The sequence below is a fragment of the Roseomonas sp. CECT 9278 genome (assembly GCF_918698155.1).
Classification (GTDB): Bacteria; Pseudomonadota; Alphaproteobacteria; order Acetobacterales; family Acetobacteraceae; genus Neoroseomonas.
Genome location: NZ_CAKKLX010000008.1, coordinates 21671 through 38811, shown reverse-complemented (window position 1 = coordinate 38811; position 17141 = coordinate 21671). Strand labels below are relative to the sequence as shown.

General features: G+C 71.9%; 17 protein-coding genes. 11 read left to right on the top strand and 6 right to left on the bottom strand.

What is annotated here, in order from left to right; all coding sequences use genetic code 11:
* The first annotated feature begins 89 nt into the window (after positions 1-89).
* Positions 90-287, top strand: a complete 198-nt coding sequence (locus tag LQ222_RS07440; RefSeq protein ID WP_230165513.1) for a hypothetical protein — start codon at positions 90-92, stop codon at positions 285-287.
* Here LQ222_RS07440 and LQ222_RS07435 read toward each other — a convergent pair.
* Complete coding sequence (locus LQ222_RS07435; RefSeq protein WP_230165512.1) at positions 284-1846, bottom strand: acyl-CoA synthetase; 1563 nt, start codon at positions 1844-1846, stop codon at positions 284-286. The genes LQ222_RS07440 and LQ222_RS07435 overlap by 4 nt on opposite strands.
* Positions 1847-1925: 79 nt before the next feature.
* Between LQ222_RS07435 and LQ222_RS07430 the strand changes: the two genes are divergently transcribed.
* The 4 genes from LQ222_RS07430 (at position 1926) to LQ222_RS07415 (ending at position 5598) form a co-directional block, all read left to right on the top strand.
* Positions 1926-2672, top strand: coding sequence for an SDR family NAD(P)-dependent oxidoreductase (locus tag LQ222_RS07430; RefSeq protein WP_230165511.1), 747 nt, complete (start codon positions 1926-1928; stop codon positions 2670-2672).
* An 88-nt stretch (positions 2673-2760) separates the two neighbouring features.
* A complete protein-coding gene (locus LQ222_RS07425) occupies positions 2761-3798 on the top strand; it encodes a DctP family TRAP transporter solute-binding subunit (RefSeq protein WP_230165510.1) in 1038 nt (345 codons plus the stop codon).
* Positions 3799-3805: 7 nt separating this feature from the next.
* Complete coding sequence (locus LQ222_RS07420; protein ID WP_230165509.1) at positions 3806-4315, top strand: TRAP transporter small permease; 510 nt, start codon at positions 3806-3808, stop codon at positions 4313-4315.
* Positions 4312-5598 (top strand): TRAP transporter large permease, encoded by a 1287-nt coding sequence (locus LQ222_RS07415; RefSeq protein ID WP_230165508.1) that lies wholly within the window; start codon positions 4312-4314, stop codon positions 5596-5598. The genes LQ222_RS07420 and LQ222_RS07415 overlap by 4 nt, the downstream gene beginning before the upstream one ends.
* Here the strand turns inward: LQ222_RS07415 and LQ222_RS07410 are convergent.
* The 4 genes from LQ222_RS07410 to LQ222_RS07395 form a co-directional block, all read right to left on the bottom strand.
* Positions 5591-6565: a tripartite tricarboxylate transporter substrate binding protein gene (locus tag LQ222_RS07410; RefSeq protein ID WP_230165506.1), complete on the bottom strand. Its 975-nt coding sequence runs from the start codon at positions 6563-6565 to the stop codon at positions 5591-5593. The genes LQ222_RS07415 and LQ222_RS07410 overlap by 8 nt on opposite strands.
* 86 nt (positions 6566-6651) lie before the next feature.
* Positions 6652-7314 carry a peroxiredoxin gene (locus LQ222_RS07405; protein WP_230165504.1) on the bottom strand — a complete coding sequence of 221 codons (663 nt, stop codon included), beginning with the start codon at positions 7312-7314 and terminating at the stop codon, positions 6652-6654.
* Positions 7315-7456: 142 nt separating this feature from the next.
* Complete coding sequence (locus tag LQ222_RS07400) at positions 7457-8422, bottom strand: alpha-ketoacid dehydrogenase subunit beta (RefSeq protein WP_230165503.1); 966 nt, start codon at positions 8420-8422, stop codon at positions 7457-7459.
* On the bottom strand, positions 8419-9390 hold the full coding sequence (locus tag LQ222_RS07395) for a thiamine pyrophosphate-dependent dehydrogenase E1 component subunit alpha (RefSeq protein WP_230165502.1): 972 nt from the start codon (positions 9388-9390) through the stop codon (positions 8419-8421). The genes LQ222_RS07400 and LQ222_RS07395 overlap by 4 nt, the downstream gene beginning before the upstream one ends.
* A gap of 70 nt (positions 9391-9460) precedes the next feature.
* On the opposite strand from LQ222_RS07395, the gene LQ222_RS07390 reads away from it, so the two are divergent.
* The 4 genes from LQ222_RS07390 (at position 9461) to LQ222_RS07375 (ending at position 13043) form a co-directional block, all read left to right on the top strand.
* On the top strand, positions 9461-10270 hold the full coding sequence (locus tag LQ222_RS07390; RefSeq protein WP_230165500.1) for a hypothetical protein: 810 nt from the start codon (positions 9461-9463) through the stop codon (positions 10268-10270).
* Complete coding sequence (locus LQ222_RS07385; RefSeq protein WP_230165498.1) at positions 10267-12006, top strand: thiamine pyrophosphate-binding protein; 1740 nt, start codon at positions 10267-10269, stop codon at positions 12004-12006. The genes LQ222_RS07390 and LQ222_RS07385 overlap by 4 nt, the downstream gene beginning before the upstream one ends.
* A gap of 31 nt (positions 12007-12037) precedes the next feature.
* Positions 12038-12514: a hypothetical protein gene (locus LQ222_RS07380; protein ID WP_230165497.1), complete on the top strand. Its 477-nt coding sequence runs from the start codon at positions 12038-12040 to the stop codon at positions 12512-12514.
* Between the two features lie 61 nt (positions 12515-12575).
* The gene (locus tag LQ222_RS07375) at positions 12576-13043 is read left to right on the top strand and encodes a YMGG-like glycine zipper-containing protein (protein WP_230165495.1); all 468 of its coding nucleotides are present in this window, start codon (positions 12576-12578) and stop codon (positions 13041-13043) included.
* Positions 13044-13048: 5 nt separating this feature from the next.
* Here LQ222_RS07375 and LQ222_RS07370 read toward each other — a convergent pair whose 3' ends face one another.
* Entirely contained in the window at positions 13049-13939 is an 891-nt protein-coding gene (locus tag LQ222_RS07370; RefSeq protein WP_230165493.1) for a PfkB family carbohydrate kinase, read from the bottom strand.
* A 74-nt stretch (positions 13940-14013) separates the two neighbouring features.
* Here LQ222_RS07370 and trxC point away from each other — a divergent pair, with 74 nt between their 5' ends.
* The gene (gene trxC / locus LQ222_RS07365; RefSeq protein WP_230165491.1) at positions 14014-14451 is read left to right on the top strand and encodes a thioredoxin TrxC; all 438 of its coding nucleotides are present in this window, start codon (positions 14014-14016) and stop codon (positions 14449-14451) included.
* Between the two features lie 117 nt (positions 14452-14568).
* Positions 14569-16899: a xanthine dehydrogenase family protein molybdopterin-binding subunit gene (locus LQ222_RS07360; RefSeq protein WP_230165489.1), complete on the top strand. Its 2331-nt coding sequence runs from the start codon at positions 14569-14571 to the stop codon at positions 16897-16899.
* Positions 16900-17141 lie beyond the last annotated feature (242 nt).

Genomic DNA, 17141 nt, shown 5'->3' with positions numbered 1-17141 from the left:
CTCACCCGGCACCACCGCGCGGCGCGCAACTTCGGCGCCGCGCGGGCGTTCTCCCGCTGACGCGCCAGCGCGCGCGCAGGAGAACGCCAATGCCCGCCCCCACCACCACGCCCCCGACCCCCGAACCCGACGCCACCGGCCAGGGCACGATCCCGGTGCCGACGCCGGCGAACGCGAAGCACCCACAACCCGCGCCCGCGCCCGACCCGGCCGCGGAACGCGCCGACGAACACGGCCAGGGCGTGATCGACGCGCCGACGCCGCCGGCCGGCAAGCACCCGCGCTAAGGTTCGCCGCGCTCGGCCAACAGGCGCTTCACCTCGGCCTTCGGCACCTTGCCGTAGCCCGACCGCGGCAGCGCATCCCACACCACGATGCGCGCCGGGTGCTTGTAGCGACCAAGCCGGCCATGCAGATGCGCCAGCACCGCGTCCGCGTCGATCGCGGCGCCATCGGCCGCGACCAGCACGGCGACGCCGGCCTCGCCCCACTTCGCATCCGGCAAGCCGACAACGCAGGCCTCGGCGACATCCGGGTGGGTCAGCAGCGCCTCCTCGACCTCGCGCGGATATACGTTCGACCCGCCCGAGATGTACATGTCCGATTGCCGCCCGGTGATGAACAGGAAGCCGCGCGCATCGAGGTGCCCGAGGTCGCCGGTATGGAACCAGCCACCGGCGAAGGCTTTCTCGTTCGCCGCGTCATTGCCGAAATAGCCGGCCATGACGGCCGGGCCGCGCACGCAGATCTCGCCGGTCTCGTGGGGCGGAAGTCGGGCATGCGCCGCATCCAGGATCGCCACCTCGATGCCCGTGCGCAGATAGCCGCAGGAGCCCAGCGGCATTGCCGGATCGTCCTCGATGCTGTGCCATTCGGGCGGCAGCACGGTGATGTTGCCGGTCACCTCGCCGAGCCCGAAATACTGCACCAGGCACGGCCCCAGCTTGCGTAGCGCATGCTTCTGGTCCTCCCGGTACATCGGCGCGCCGGCGTAGATGACGTGGCGCAGCGATGAATGGTCGTGCGCGTCCACGCTGGCATCGCGCACCAGCGCGTTCAGGATGGTGGGCACCGTGAACATGTTGGTGACGCGGTGGCGCTCGACCAGCCGCCAGGCTTCCGGCACGTCGAGCCTTTCGCCCGGCAACAGCACCGACACCGCGCCGCGCGCCACCTGCGCCAGCGCATGCACGCCCGCGCCATGCGACAGCGGCGCGACCACCAGGGAGGCATGATTCGCATCCAGACCCGGCATCAGGTCGGCGATGTGGTTCACCACCACGAAGGCCAGTTGACCATGCGTCAGCGTGCCGCCCTTGGGCCGCCCCGTGGTGCCCGACGTGTAGAACAGCCAGGCCGGGTGGTCGCGATCGACCGCCGTGGTCTCGTGCACCGGCGCGGCGGCGCCTTCATCGACCAGCCCGTCCCACGACAGGCCGGCACCCTCGCCGATCGCGACATCCAGCACGCAGGCTGGGTTCTGCGCGCGCGCCGCGGCGCGGTGGTCGGGGAAGCCGGTGTCGAACACATGCGCGCGGCAGCCGGCATTGGCCGCCAAATAGGCCACCTCCGGCGGGCTCAGCCGGAAATTCGTCGGCACCCAGACCGCGCCGATCAGCCAGCAGGCCCAGCAGGATTCGAAGATGGCGTTGCCGTTGCGCGCATGCACCAGCACGCGGTCGCCCGCGCCAATGCCCCGCGCGCGCAAGGCCGCGGCGGCGGCGGCCACGCGCGCCGCCAGCTGCGACCACGTCCACATGCGCTCGCGCCAGGCCAATGCCGGGCGGTCCGGCAGTCGGCGCGCGGTCTGCACCAGCAGGCTCGCCAGGTTGGATGTCGGGATCATGGGGCGTCCTCCGGCGCTTGATCTGCCGCGCCGGCGCGCCTATCGCAAGCATGGGCAGGAAACACGGAGGGGCACGCGCATGCGGCTCCAGGGCAAGATCGCCATCGTCACGGGCGGTGTCTCGGGCATCGGCGCCGCCATCGCGGCGCGCTTCGCGGCGGAAGGCGCGCGGGTGGTCGCGGCCGACCTCGCCGCACCTGAGGGCGCGCTGGACGCCACGGCCGCCATCGCGCCGCTGCGCGTGGACGTGACCGCGGAAGCCTCGACCGACGCCATGGCCGCCGCGGTCCTCGCCGCCCATGGCCGCATCGACATCCTGGTGAATTGCGCGGGCTTCGGGCAGGACATTCCCTTCCTCGACACGCCGGTCGCGGTGCTGGACCGCATCATGGCGGTGAATGTGCGGGGCAGCTTCCTGGCGGCCCAGGCCTGCGGTCGAGCCATGCGCGATGCCGGCGCGGGCGCCATCGTCAACATCGGCAGCGTCTCGGGGCTGGCAGGGTCGTCCGGGCGCGCGGCCTATGGGGCGTCGAAGGGCGCGATCGTCACGCTCACGCAGGTGATGGCGATGGACCTGGCACAATTCGGCATCCGGGTGAACGCCATCGCGCCGGGGCCGGTCGACACGCCGCTGACCCAGCGCGTGCACACGCCCGCCACGCGCGATGCCTGGACCCGCGCCACCATGCTGCGCCGCTACGGCACGCCGGAGGAGATCGCTGCCGCCGCGCTGTTCCTGGCGAGCGACGACGCTGCCTATGTCACCGGCCATGTCCTGCCGGTCGATGGCGGCTTCATCGCCGCGGGCATGGACAGCCGGCCATGACGGCGCTGGACGGGCGGGCCTTTGCCGGGCCAGTCTTGCGCCCAAGCGCCGGGGCACGGCGCATGTCCATCCCAGGGAGCGACGCCAGATGACCCTCCATTCCCCGCGCCGTGCGCTGCTGCTCGGTGCCGGCGTGCTCGCGCTGCCGGCCGTGGCGCGCGCGCAGACGCAGTACCGCGCCGAATACAAGCTGTCGGTCGTGGGCAACCGTCCGATCCCGTTGTCGGAAGGCGCCTTCCAGTGGGCCGACCTGGTGACGCAGCGCTCGGGCGGGCGGATCAACGTGAAGGTCTATCCGGGCAGCCAGCTGGTCGGCGGCGACCAGACGCGCGAACTGGTGGCGATGCGCCAGGGCATCGTCGACATGGCGGTGTTCAGCACCATCAACATCTCGCCGCAGGTGCGCGAGATGAACATCTTCTCCCTGCCCTTCCTGCTGCGCGACCATCGCGGCTTCGATGCCATCATCAATGGCGAGGTCGGCCAGGACCTGTTCCGCGTTCTGAGCACGCGCGAAGTGGTGCCGGTCGCCTGGGGCGAGAACGGCTTCCGCGAGCTGTCGAATTCGAAGCGCGAGGTGCGCCGGCCCGAGGACATGCGTGGCCTCAAGATCCGCTTCGCCGCCGGGGCGATCTTCAGCGAGATCTTCACCGCCATGGGTGCCAACCCGCTGCAGATGTCGTTTGCCGACCTGCAGCCCGCGCTGACCACAGGCGCCGTGGATGGGCAGGAAAACCCGGTCAACCTGTTCCTGGCCTTCCGCATGGACACGCTGGCGCAGAAGCACCTGACCATGTGGAACTACGTGGCCGATGCCGGCATCTTCGTGGTCGGCAAGCAGATGATGGACAGCCTGGCACCCGCCGACCGCGAGTTGGTGGTGGCCTGCGCGCGGGAAGCCGCGGCCAAGCAGATCGAGGCGTCGCGCAAGGGCATCGGCATCGGCGGGGACCGCTCGGCGCTCGAGGAATGCGCGCGCCGCGGCGTCGCGGTGGCGGAGCTGACGGCGGCCGAGAAGGAAGCCTTCGCCCGCGTCACCCGCCCGGTCTACGACAAGTGGGCGCAGACCGTCGGCTCCGCGCTGGTCGAGAAGGCGCAGGCCGCCATCAACCGCGCGATTTCCTGACCCGCCGGTGAGCGCCGAGCTCGACCCGGCTGCGGCGCAGCCGGAGCCCCGCACGCGACTGCCGCTGACCTTCGAGCGCGTGCTGCTGGCGCTCGCGATGGGCGCGATGGCGCTGATCACCGCGATCAACGTGCTTGCGCGCTACCTGACCAACGTGTCCTTCGCCGTCACCGAGGAATACTCGGTGGTGCTGATGGTGATCGTCACGCTGGTCGGCACCGCGCTGGCGGCGGCGGCCGGGCGGCATATCCGGGTCGAGTATTTCACCGGCCTCATGCCACCGGCCTGGCAACGGCGCGCCGAGATGCTGGCGCTGCTGCTGGCGATCATCTGCTTCGGCCTGCTGGCGTATTTCGGCGCGAAGCTCGCCTATGACGAATACCGGTTCGAGGTGCTGTCGAACGGGCTGGGCAATCCGAACTGGCTCTATACGGGGTGGCTGCCGCTGCTGTCGCTGCTGGTGATCGGACGCGCGGCCGGGCGCCTGGTGCGCATCGCGCGCGGAGAACCCGCGTGATCGCCGCGACGCTGTTCCTGGGCTTCGGCGTGCTGTTGGCGGCCGGCGTGCCGGTGGGCATCTGCCTGGGGCTGGCGGGGGCCTTCGCGATCTGGCTGGCGGACCAGTCGATCATGGCGATGCCGACCAACGTGTACGCCGGCATCGCGAAATACCCGCTGATCGCCATCCCGATGTTCGTGCTGGTGGGCTGCGTCTTCGAACGCACCGGCGTCGCACTCCGCCTCGTGCGCTTCGCCAGCGCCATCGTGGGGGCGGGGCGCGGCGCGCTGGCCTCCGTCGCGGTACTGGTGGCGATGGTGCTGGGGGGCATCACCGGCTCGGGGCCGGCCAATTCGGCCGCGGTCGGCCAGGTGATGACCAAGGCGATGGTCGAGGACGGCTACCCCCGCCCCTTCATCGCGAGCACCGTCGGCGCGGCGGCGGCAACCGACATCCTGATCCCGCCCTCCATCGCCTTCATCGTCTATGCGGTGCTGGTCCCCGGCGTGTCGGTGCCGGCCATCTTCGCGGCCGGCATGATCCCGGGCGTGCTGGCGGGGCTGTTCATCATCGGCGCGGTGGTGGCGATCTCCATCGTCAAGGATTTCGGCGGCAAGGCCCGCCAGACCGAGGCGCTGCGGGTCTGGCAGACCTTCAAGGAAGCGATCTGGGGCCTGATGGCGCCGGTGGTGATCCTGGGCGGCATGCGCATCGGCATCTTCACGCCGACCGAGGCCGCGGTCGTCGCGGTGTTCTTCGGCCTGTTCGTCGGCTTCGTCGTGTATCGGTCGCTGACCCTGCGCGACGTCTACGAAATGCTGGTCGAGGCCGGCGAGATTTCCGCCGTCATCCTGATCGTCGTCGCGCTCGCCACGGTCTTCGCCTGGTCGACCAGCACGCTCGGCATCGTGCGGCCGATCGCGGAATGGGTGGTGGGGCTGGGCTTCGGGTCGGCGGGCACGCTGGCGCTGCTGACGCTGTTCCTGATCATCGTGGGGATGTTCCTGGACGGGATCTCGATCTTCCTGATCCTGCTGCCGATCCTGCTGCCGATCGCCGCCACCTTCGGCTGGGACCTGACCTGGTTCGGCGTGGTGCTGACCATGATGATCGCGATCGGCCAGTTCACGCCGCCCATGGCGGTGAACCTGATGGTGTCGTGCCGGATCGCCGGCGTGCCGATGGAATCCACCATCCCCTGGGTGACCTGGATGGTGCTCGCCATGACGGCGGCGGCCGCCTGCGTGATGGCGGTGCCGGATATCGCGATGTGGCTGCCGCGCGCGATGGGGCTCAGCTAGCGCGGAGGCCGAGTTCGCGCACGGTGCGCTTCTCCTCCTCGTTCTGCATCATCGCCGCGGTCGCGTAGTCCTCGGTGTTCAGGTAGCGCACCGGCATGTCGAAGCGCGCGATGGTGGCCAGGTGCGCAGGGTCGTACAGCGCCGCCTTGAAGGCATCGTGCAGGATGCGCACCACGCCCGGGTCCATGCCGCGCGGGCCGGCGATGCCGTAGGTGCTCTCGCCCAGCACGTCGAAGCCCTGTTCGCGGAAGGTCGGCACATCCGGAAAGCGCGCCGCGCGTTCGCTCATCCATACGCCCAGAACGCGCAGGCGCCCTTCCATCGCCATGTCCGCCCAGGCCGAGGTCTCGGCGGAAAAATGGATGTCGCCCGACAGCAGCGCCTGCAGGTTCGGCGCCGCCCCGCGGAACGGCACCGGCACCCATTCGATCCCGGCCAGGCGCGCGAAGCGCGTCATCTGGATGTCGGTGGTGTTCGCGCCCGGCGTGCCATAGCTGATGCGCCCCGGATTGGCGCGCGCGAAGGCGACCACGTCGCGCATGTCCCGCCACGGCGAATCCGGCCGCACCACCACCCCGCCCATGTAGCCGACCAGGCGGATGATCCAGGTGAAGTCGCGCGTCGGGTCCCATTGCGGCCGGTCGGTCATGGCCGGCATGCGGAAGGTGCCGTTGGGCACCTGGCCCAGCGTATAGCCATCCGGCCGGCCCTCGCGCGCCAGGAACTGCACGCCCAGCGTGCCGGAGGCGCCGGGCTTGTTCTCGACCACCACCGGCTGGCCGAGCCGGCGCGACGCCTGGTCGCAGATCGATCGCATCTGGATGTCGGTGGCGCCGCCCGGCGTCCAGGGCACGATCACGCGGATCGGGCGGTCCGGGTAGCGCGACTGCGCCAGCGCGGGCGCTGCGACGGCCGCGCCGGCGGCGATCAGGATGGCGCGACGGCGCGCGCGGAACACGTTCGGCATGCTGTTCCCTCCCAGTCTCTTGCCGGGAAGGCTAGCAAAGCGGGGTGCCCGCGGGGCAGCGTTTTCAGCGCCGCCCCGCGCGCCGTTCAGCCCCGCGGCTGCGGCACGATCCGGATATACGGCTTGGGTTCCTTCCAGCCTTCCGGGAACAGCTTCTTCGCATCGTCGTTGGTGACCGACCCGGCGATGATCACGTCCTCGCCATGCTTCCAGTTCGCCGGTGTGGCGACCTTGTGCTTCGCCGTCAGCTGGAGGCTGTCGAGCAGGCGCAGGACCTCGTCGAAATTGCGCCCGGCCGTCATCGGATAGGCGAGATACGCCTTCACCTGCTTGTCCGGCCCGATGAACACCACCACGCGCACCGTGGCGTTGGTGGCGGCCGTGCGGCCTTCCGACGTGCCGCCCGCATCCGCCGGCAGCATCCCGTACGCCTTGGAGACCGCGAGCGACGGATCGCCGATCATCGGATAGGTCACCGCATGGCCGGTGACCTCGGCGATGTCGGCTTCCCAGCGGTGGTGGCTCTCCACCGGATCGACCGACAGGCCGATGATCTTGCAGCCGCGCCTGTCGAATTCCGGCTTGAGGCCGGCCATGGTGCCGAGCTCGGTCGTGCAGACCGGCGTGAAGTCCTTGGGGTGGCTGAACAGGATGGCCCAGCCATCGCCGATCCAGTCATGGAAGCGGATGCGGCCCTGGGTGGTGTCGGCCTCGAAATCCGGCGCGACCTGGCCGATCGAGATGGACATGGTGGTGGCTCCTTGCCTCTGGTGGCGCGGAAGCGAGCACGGCGGGCCGGCGCTCGCAAGCCGGAGCATGCCTTGCCACGCGCGGCGCGGCGCGGACCAGGGCATGGTCCGCCGCGGCGCCTGCGCGCAAAACCCTGGCGCGTCAGGCGCCGGCGACGCGCCGGATCGCCTCGGCCACGCGCCCCGGCGTGATGCGCATGGCGTTCTCCAGCGGCGGGCTGAAGGGCACCGGGGCACGCGGCGCGCCCATGCGCTCCACCGCACGCAACCCGGCGGGGCCGATCGCCTCGACCACCCGCGCCACCACCTCGGCGCCGAAGCCCGACACCGTCACCGCCTCATGCACCACCAGCAGCCGGCCGCTGCGCCGGACCGAGGCGATCACCGCCGCCTCATCCCATGGCCACAGGGAACGCAGGTCGATCACGTCGCAGGGAATGCCGCTCTGCGCCGCACCCTGTTCCACCACCGGCACCGGCGCGGACCAGGTGACGACCGTGGCTGCATCGCCCCGCGCGGCGAAGCGCGCGACGCCGAAGGGGATGGGTGACGGGTCCTCGGGCACCTCGCCCTCGGCGGTCCAGAGGTTCTTGGGTTCCAGCAGCACCACGGGGTCGTCGGATCGGATGGCGGTCATGAGCAGCCCCGCCGCATCCGCCGGCGTGCCGGGCGCGGCCACCACCAGGCCCGGGATGTGGGTGAGCCAGGCTTCCAGGCACTGGCTGTGCTGCGCGGCGGAATTGCGCCACATGCCCTGCGGCATCCGCACCACCAGCGCCGCGCGCCCCTGCCCGCCGAACATGTAGCGCACCTTGGCGATCTGGCTGACCAGCTCGTCCATCGCACACAGGGTGAAGTCGGCGATGCGCATCTCGATGACGGGGCGCGTGCCGCACAGCGCGGCACCGAGGCCCGCGCCCATGATGGTGGCCTCGCTGATCGGGGTGGAGACGATGCGCTCGGTGCCGAATTCCTCGGCCAGCCCCTTGTACTGGCCGAAGATGCCGCCCTGCACCAGGTCCTCGCCCAGCGCCCAGACCAGCGGGTCGCGGCGCATCTCGGCGGCCAGGGCGCGGCGGGCGGCCTCGGCGAAGGTGATGCGCGTCATGCCGGGGCTCCCGCATCCTGCACGTCGGTGAAGGCGGCGCCGGGCTCGGGCCAGGGCGCTGCCATGGCGGCGGCGCGGTGGCCGGCCATCTCGGCGGCGGCCGCGGCCTCGATGGCGGCGATCTCGGCGGCGGCGACGGCCTCGGCTTCCAGCACGGCAGCGAGGCGGCGAATGGCGTCGCGGTCGCGCGCGGCGGCGGCTTCCTCGGCCGGGCGATAGGCGGCGGCGTCGGTGCCGGTATGCCCGTCCCAGCGATAGCAGCGCGCATGCAGCAGTTGCGGACCGTCGCCGGCACGGATGCGTGCAATCAGGTCGGCTGCGACCGCATCCACGGCCAGGACGTCCTCCCCGTCCACGGCCGTGGCCGGCACGCCGCAGGCTTCCGCGCGCACCGCGGGCCCGCCGCCGGCGGTCACCGCGCTGCCGCGGGTGAAGGCGGCGAAGCCATTGTCCTCGCACACGAACAGCACCGGCAGGCGGTACAGCGCGGCCCAGTTCATGCCTTCCAGGAACGGCCCGCGATTGATCGCGCCATCGCCGAAGAAGCACGCCACGATCGCATCCTCGCGCGTCAGGCGGATGGCCTGCGCCGCGCCGCAGGCGATCGGGATGCCCGCGCCCACCACACCATTCGCCCCCAGCATGCCCACCGCGAAATCCGCGATGTGCATCGACCCGCCCTTGCCGCCGCAGGACCCGCCGGCGCGGCCGTGCAGTTCCAGCATCATGGCGCGCGCATCCGCCCCCTTCGCGATGGCGTGGCCATGGCCGCGATGCGTGCTGGTGATGCGATCCGCGCGCCGCAGATTCGCGCAGACGCCGACCGCGACACCCTCCTGCCCGATGGATGGATGCACCACGCCCGGTGCCTCGCCCGATCGCATCGCCGCCACCGCCTCGCGTTCGAAGGCGCGGATGCGCGCCATGTCGCGCAGCATCGCGATACGCCGCGCCGTCTCGTTGGACATGCCGTTCCTTCCCCTGTTGCCAGCCCCTGCCCCGCGCTCTACTCCCGATGGCGGGAGAAGGAATGCGGCCATGCTGGACCGGCTCATCGTGGTCGACAGCGTCACCCGGCTGGGGCCGGAGGCGCAAGGGCGCGTGATCGTCGGCGGGTCGCATGGCGGGGTCTATGCGGCGTATCTCGCGGCCAAGGCGCGCGTCGCCGGCGTGCTGCTGAACGATGCCGGGGTCGGGCTGCAGGGTGCGGGCATCGCGGGGCTGGCGTATCTCGACCCGCTCGGCATCCCGGCCGCGTGTTGTTCGCACCGCTCCGCGCGCATCGGCGATGGCTTCGACCTGCTGGCGCGGGGCCTGGTCAGTCATGTGAACGCTGCCGCCGCGACTCTTGGCATCGAACCCGGCATGTGGTGCCGGGAAGCCGCGCGACGACTGGCCGGCGCGCCGGTGCCGGCCGTCGATGCGCCCGACAGCGTGGAATCGCGCTTCGCCATCGGCCCGCGCGCAACCGCGATGGACTCCAATTCCCTGATGACGCCGGCCGATGACGGCACGGTCGTCGTCACCGGCAGCCATGGCGGCCTGCTCGGCGGCCGGCCCGAGACCGCCGCGCGCGCCGCCGTCTTCGCCGCGCTCTACAACGACGCCGATGGCGGCATCGACGGCGCCGGCTTCACGCGGCTGCCCGCGCTCGACGCGCGCGGCATCGCGGCCGCCACCTATTCCGCCTGGACGGCGCGGATCGGCGATGGGCGTTCCGCCGTCGAGACCGGCATCGTCTCCGCCGTCAATGCGCGCGCCGCGTCGCTGGGCCTCAAGCCCGGCGGCACGGTGCGCGACGCTGTCACCCTGCTCGCCCAAGCCAGCATGAAGGACCACCGCGCGTGAGTGCATCCAACACGACCCTGTCCATCACCGGTGGCGAGGCGCTGGCGCGCATGCTCCAGGCCCACCAGGTGGGCCCGATGTTCGGCATGGGCGGCTTCCAGCTGCTGCCCTTCTACGAGGCCTGCCGCGCGCTCGGCCTCAAGCACCACCTGATCAACGACGAACGCTGCGGCACCTTCGCCGCCGATGCCTGGGCGCGGGTGACGAACCGGCCGGGCGTGGTGGACGCGACTCTCGGGCCGGGGGCGACCAACCTGGTGACCGGCCTGGTGGAATCGCTGAACGCCGGCATCCCGATGGTCGCCATCGCCGGTGACGCGAACCGCGAGCACGCCTGGAAGAACATGACGCAGGAGGCGCGCCAGGTGGAGATCCTGCGCCCCGCCTGCAAGGAACTGATCCGCGTCGAGCATACGAAGCGCATCCCCGAACTGGTGCGCCGCGCCTTCGCCATCGCCACTTCCGGCCGCCCCGGCCCGGTGGTGCTGGACGTGCCTGAGGATGTCGCGCACGGCGAACACGATTTCGCCGCCGACGAGATCTGGGCCGACCCCGGCACGCTGATGGCCCAGGCGCGGCGCACCCGCCCCGACCCGGACGAGGTCGAGCGCGCCGCCGCCCTGCTGGCGCGCGCCAAGCGCCCGATGCTGCTGGTGGGCGGCGGCATCCACATCTCCGGCGCGCATGACGCGCTGCTGGCGCTGGCGGAAGCGCAGAACATCCCAGTCGCGCACACCATGTCGGGCAAGGGCGCCATTCCCTGCACGCATCGCCTGTCGCTCGGCGTGTTCGGGCGCTACAGCCGCATCGCCAACGACTTCATCGCGCAATCCGACCTGCTGATCGTGGTCGGCTGCAAGCTCGGCGAGATCGCCACCAAGCGCTTCGCCCTGATGCCCGCCGGCGTGCCCGTCGTGCATATCGAGATCGTGCCGGAGGAAATCGGCCGCACCACCCGCGCCGATGTGGCGCTGGCCGCCGATGCGCGGCTGGCGCTGGCCGACCTGCTGATGGCCGTGCCGCGCGGCGCCCTGCCCGACGAACGCGCGGACTTCGCCGGCGCCGTCGCCCCGCGCATGGCGGCCTGGCGCGTCGGCGCCGCCGACCGGCTGGAATCGAACGAGACGCCGATCAATGTCGGCCGCCTGATCAACGAGCTGAACATCGCGATGGCAGCCGACGATATCCTGGTGGCCGATGGTGGCTTCGCCGGCCATTGGGGCGGGCTGCTGTTCGACACCAAGCAGGCTGGGCGGCATTTCATCGCCGATCGCGGCTTCGCTTCCATCGGCTATGGCGCGCCGGGGGCGATGGGCGCGCAGATGGCGGCCGGGCCGAAGCGCCGCGTGGTCGGCCTGACCGGCGATGGCGGCTTCAACATGACGATCGGCGAGATCGAGACCGCGAAGCGCGTCGGCGCCAACTACGTGCTGTGCGTCTTCAACAACGGCGCCTCGGGCTATGTGAAGGCGCTGCAGCATGCCGTCTATGGGCCGGGCAACTACCAGTCCTCCGACCTCGGCGAGACCGACTACGCCGCCGCCGCGCGCGCCTTCGGCTGCCACGGGCTGCGCGTCGAGGACCCGAACATGCTCGGCGCCGCCATCCGCGAGGGGCTGTCGAATACCTCGACGCCGACCATCCTCGACGTGATCGTCACGCGCGATCCCGCGCGCATGCTGCCGGGCACCGACAACCGAACGCTGAAGGTGGAGAAGGGCGACAGGCCGGTCTGAATTCCGCCACGCGATGGGCTATGATGCCGGCATGATGGACCGCCGGCGCGCCTGCATGATCGCCCTGCTGGGCAGCCTGGCCCCGCCCGCCGCGGCGCAGGCACCCGAGCCCGGCCTGCCGCGCGTGCTGTACGGCACGCCGGCGCCGCAGGTGCTCTACGGCAACCCCTCGGTGGTGGAACCGCTGCCGGAGCCGCGCCGTGCGCCGCCGCCAGCCGCGCCGGCCCCGCAATCCAGCCTGACCTTCCAGTCCGGCCCGGCCTATATCCCGCCGCAGGCCTATTGGGGCGACCAGCCTGGCTGGGACCGTCCGCGCCGGCCGCCACGCCCGGCGCCCGCCAATCCGCCCCGCTACGTCTCGCCCGAGCGCGGCCGCTTCGAACAACCGTTGCCCCAGGGGCGCTATGTCGGCCGGCCGCCAGGCGCGGCCTTGGAACGGCCCTTCCAGCCCCGACCCTGGGGCGGAGCGCCAGAGCGGCCGGTCTATGGGCGACCTCCCGGGCCGTGAGCATCGCCACGGGATCGCCACAGCTCGGCCGGAAGGTCGCACCGGTTGAGGAGGATCGCGGATGCACCGCTGCGGAATGATGGCGCTTGCCGGGCTCGCCGTGATCGGCGCCGGCTGTACCAACCCCTATGACCCGACGCAGCGCGCGGTCGGCGGCGGGCTGATCGGCGCCGGCACCGGCGCGACGATTGGCGCGCTGGCCGGCGGGGGACGCGGCGCGGCGGTCGGGGCGCTGGCCGGCGGGCTCGGCGGCGCGGCGATCGGCGCCGCCACCACGCCGCCGCCGCCGCACTATGGCGGGGGGTACGGCGCGCCACCCTATGCGCCGCCGGCCTATGCGCAGCAACGCTACGTGCCGCAGCCCTACCAGGGTGGCTGGCAGCAGGCCCCGCAGGGGGGCGGCTATGTCGGCGCGCCCTATCCGCAGCAACCGCCGCCGCCGCAGGCCTGGCAGCCGCCGCCGGGGTCGTATTGGCAGCCGCAGCCCTATTACGCGCCGCCCGATGCGGCGGGCTACTACCGCTACTGATCCGGTCAGCCGCCGGCCGCGAGGATGCCCGCAAGGTCGGGCAGCGACGGCACCGCGCCGGCCTTCCCGCAGGCGAGCGCGCCCGCCACCACGCCGCGCCGCATCGCGGCCGCCGGGTCCAGCCCGGCCGCGAGGGCGGCGGCGAAGGCGCCGATGAAGGCATCGCCGGCGCCGGTGCTGTCCACCACCGCGACCATCGGTGCCGGCACTGTCACCGGCGATGCGTCGTGGCCCGCCCAGATCGCGCCCGCCGCCCCCGCGGTCACCACCACGCCGCCGCGCAAGCGTGGCGCCAGGGCGGCGGCAAGCACGGCCGGCGCGCCCGCCCCCGCCACGAGGCGCGCGGCCTCCGTCTCGTTCACCACCAGGATGTCGGTGGCGGCGACCAGGTTCGCCGGCAGCGCCTGCGCCGGGGCGGCGTTCAGCAGCGTGGTCGCGCCCATATCGCGCGCGGCGGCGAAGGCCGCTTCGGTCGTCGCGACCGGGGTTTCCAACTGCGCGACGACCAGCGCCGCGCCGTCGAAGGCTTCGCGCGGCGGGGCGGCCAGCGCGGCATTGGCGCCGGCCAGGACGACGATCTCGTTTTCGCCGGCATCATCCACCAGGATCATCGCCTCGCCGGTGGGCAGCGCGCCATCGCGCGCGACGCGCCGGGCATCGATTCCCTCGGCGGACCAAAGGTCGAGCGCGCCCTGCCCCGCCGCATCGGCGCCGATCGCCGCGACCATCGCGACCTGCGCGCCGGACCGCGCGGCGGCCACCGCCTGGTTGCTGCCCTTGCCGCCATGGAAGCGGGCCATGCCGATGGCAGCCATCGTCTCGCCGGGCTGCGGCAGCCGCGCCACGCGCAGCACCGTGTCGCGGTTGTACGACCCGATCACCACGATGCGGCCCATGCACCCCTCCCCTGCGCGCACCACGCTGGCGCGCCGGGCGCGACAGGGTCAAGGCTGTCGCGCAGGAGGCCCCGATGAGCGAAGCCCTGCAGGTCGTCTGCCCGCATTGCGATGCGGTGAACCGCGTGCCGGCGGCGCGCCTGGCCGACCGGCCGGTCTGCGGCGCCTGCAAGGGCGCGCTGTTCACCGGCAAGCCGCTGGCGCTGGATGAAGCCCGGTTCCGGCGCCACCTGCGCGCCTCCTCGCTGCCGCTGCTGGTGGATTTCTGGGCCTCCTGGTGCGGCCCCTGCCACGCCATGGCGCCGGAGTTCGAGGCCGCGGCCGCCCTGCTGGAACCGGCGATGCGGCTGGTGAAGGTCTCGACCGAGGAAGCGCCCGCGCTGGCGCAGGAGATGGACATCCGCTCCATCCCGACGCTGGCGCTGATGCGCGGCGGGGCGGAGGTGGCGCGCCAGGCCGGCGCGATGCGCTCGCGCCAGATCGTGGCCTGGGCGCGCCAGGCCGCCGGCTGAGCGCGCGCCGGCGGGTTGCACCCAAGTCCGGCGGGTTGCACCCAAGTCCGGCGGGTTGCACCGCAGCAAATTCGGCCCATCCTCTACGACAACCCCATCACCTGCCCGAGGTCCCCCATGCCCGACGCCAACCTGGCCGATCCGAGCCTGCAGAAATACGGCGTCGGCCAGCCCGTCCCGCGGCAGGAGGACCCGGTGCTGCTGCGCGGCGAGGGCCGCTACACCGACGACCTGGCCCTGCCCGGCCAGGCCTGGTGCGTCATGGTGCGCAGCCCCTACGCGCATGGCGTGATCCGCGGCATCGGGACCGAGGCCGCCAAGGCCATGACGGGCGTCCTTGGCGTCTATACGGCAGCCGACATGGCGGCCTATGGCACGATGAAGAACGGCTTGCCGCTCAAGAACAAGGACGGCACGCCGCCCGCGGCCGTCGAGCGCCCGCCGCTGGCCGCCGACAAGGTGCGCTTCGTCGGCGACCCGGTCGCCTTCGTGGTCGCCGAGACCCGCGAGCAGGCCAAGGACGCGGCCGAGGCGGTGGAGCTCGACATCGACAGCCTCGACGCCGTGATCGATGCGCCGGCGGCCGCCGCGCCGGGCGCGCCGCAGCTCTATGACCACGTGCCGAACAACACGGTGCTCGACTTCCGGTCGGGCGATGCGGAGAAGGTTGCGGCCGCCTTCGCCGGCGCGGCGCATGTCACCACGCTGAACATCCGCAGCAACCGCATCGTGGTCTGCGCGATGGAGCCGCGCTCGGCGATCGGCGAATGGGATGCGGCCGAGGAACGCTACGTGCTGCGCGTGGGCTGCCAGGGCGTGTTCGGCCTGCGCAACCAGCTGGCGCGCGACATCCTGAAGGTGCCGGTCGAGAAGGTCCGCGTGCTCACCGGCAATGTCGGCGGGTCGTTCGGGATGAAGTCCTCCGCCTATCCGGAATATGCCTGCCTGCTGCATGCGGCGAAGGCGCTCGGCCGGCCGGTGAAGTGGACGGATGAGCGGACCGGGTCCTTTGTGTCGGACTGCCACGGCCGCGACCACGAGGTCGAGGCGTCGCTGGCGCTCGATGCCGAGGGGCGGTTCCTCGCGGTCAAGCTGGTGTCGTGGGGCAATCTCGGCGCCTATGTCTCGCCGGTCGGCAACAACATGGGGACCGGCAACTTCACCAAGAACATCCAGGCCAACTACGCCACGCCGCTGCTGCTGGTCGAGACGCGCAACGTGCTGACCAACACCACGCCGATCACCGCCTATCGCGGCGCCGGCCGGCCCGAGGCCAACTACTTCCTGGAACGCCTGATCGAGACCGCGGCACGCGAGACCGGCCGCGACCCGATCGCGCTGCGCAAGCTGAACCACATCAAGCCGGAGCAGTTCCCGTTCCGCGCGCCGTCCGGGTCGGTCTACGATTCCGGCAATTTCTCCGCGCTGCTCGACAAGGCGCTGGAGGCCGCGGACTGGGACGGCTTCGCGGCCCGCAAGGCCGAAAGCGCGGCGCGCGGCATGTTGCGCGGGCGCGGCCTGGGCAATTTCCTGGAATGCACCGCGCCGGTGATGAAGGAGCAGGGCGAGCTGGTCTTCGAGGCCGATGGATCGGTCACCATCGTCACCGGCACGCTGGACTACGGCCAGGGCCACTGGACGCCCTTCGCGCAGGTGCTGCACGACAAGCTGGGCGTATCGTTCGACAAGGTGCGCCTGGTGCAGGGCGATTCCGACCGGCTGATCGCCGGCGGCGGGACCGGCGGGTCGAAGTCGCTGATGGCGTCGGGGTCCGCCATCATCAAGGCCGCGGAGATCGTCATCGAGAAGGGCCGCGCGGCCGCCGGCTACCTGCTGGAGGCCGCCACCGACGACATCGAATTCGCCCGCGGGCGCTTCACCATCGCCGGCACCGACCGCGGCATCGGCATCATGGAACTCGCCGCGCGCATCCGGGAGATCGGGCCGCTGCCGCAGGACGTGCCGAACAGCCTGGACAGCCGCACGGTGTTCGACGAGGCGCCGATGGCCTTCCCCAATGGCTGCCACGTCTGCGAGGTGGAGGTCGACCCCGACACCGGTGTCGTGAAGGTCGATCGCTACACCGCGATGAATGATTTCGGGGTCATCGTGAATCCGCTGCTGGTGGAGGGCCAGGCGCATGGCGGCATCGCCCAGGGCATCGGCCAGGCGATGATCGAACGCGTGGTCTATTCCGAGGATGGGCAACTGCTGACCGGGTCCTACATGGATTACGGCCTGCCGCGCGCCGACGACCTGCCGAGCTTCGCCTTCGACAGCCTGCCCGACCCCTGCAAGACCAACGCGATCGGCGCCAAGGGGTGCGGCGAGGCTGGCTGCGCGGGCTCGCTGCCGGCCTTCATGAACGCGATCTCGGATGCGCTGGGTGGGCGGCATGTGAACATGCCGGCGACGCCGGAGAAGATCTGGGCGGCGTTGCGCGAGTAGCGCACGGGCGGGGTTGCGCGAGTAGCGCACGGGCGGCGCGCGCGAGTAGCGCACGGGCGGGGTTGCGCGGGTAGCGCACGGGCGGGGTTGCGCGGGTAGCGCACGGGCGGCGCGCGCGGGTAGCGCACGGGCGGCGCGCGCGGGGTTGCGCGGGCGGCTGTTCACCCTAGGCTCCGCCCGGCGGGGGAAGCGACGGGCGGCCGGCAAGGCCAGCCAGCGCCGCGACCGCCGCGACGCCACCA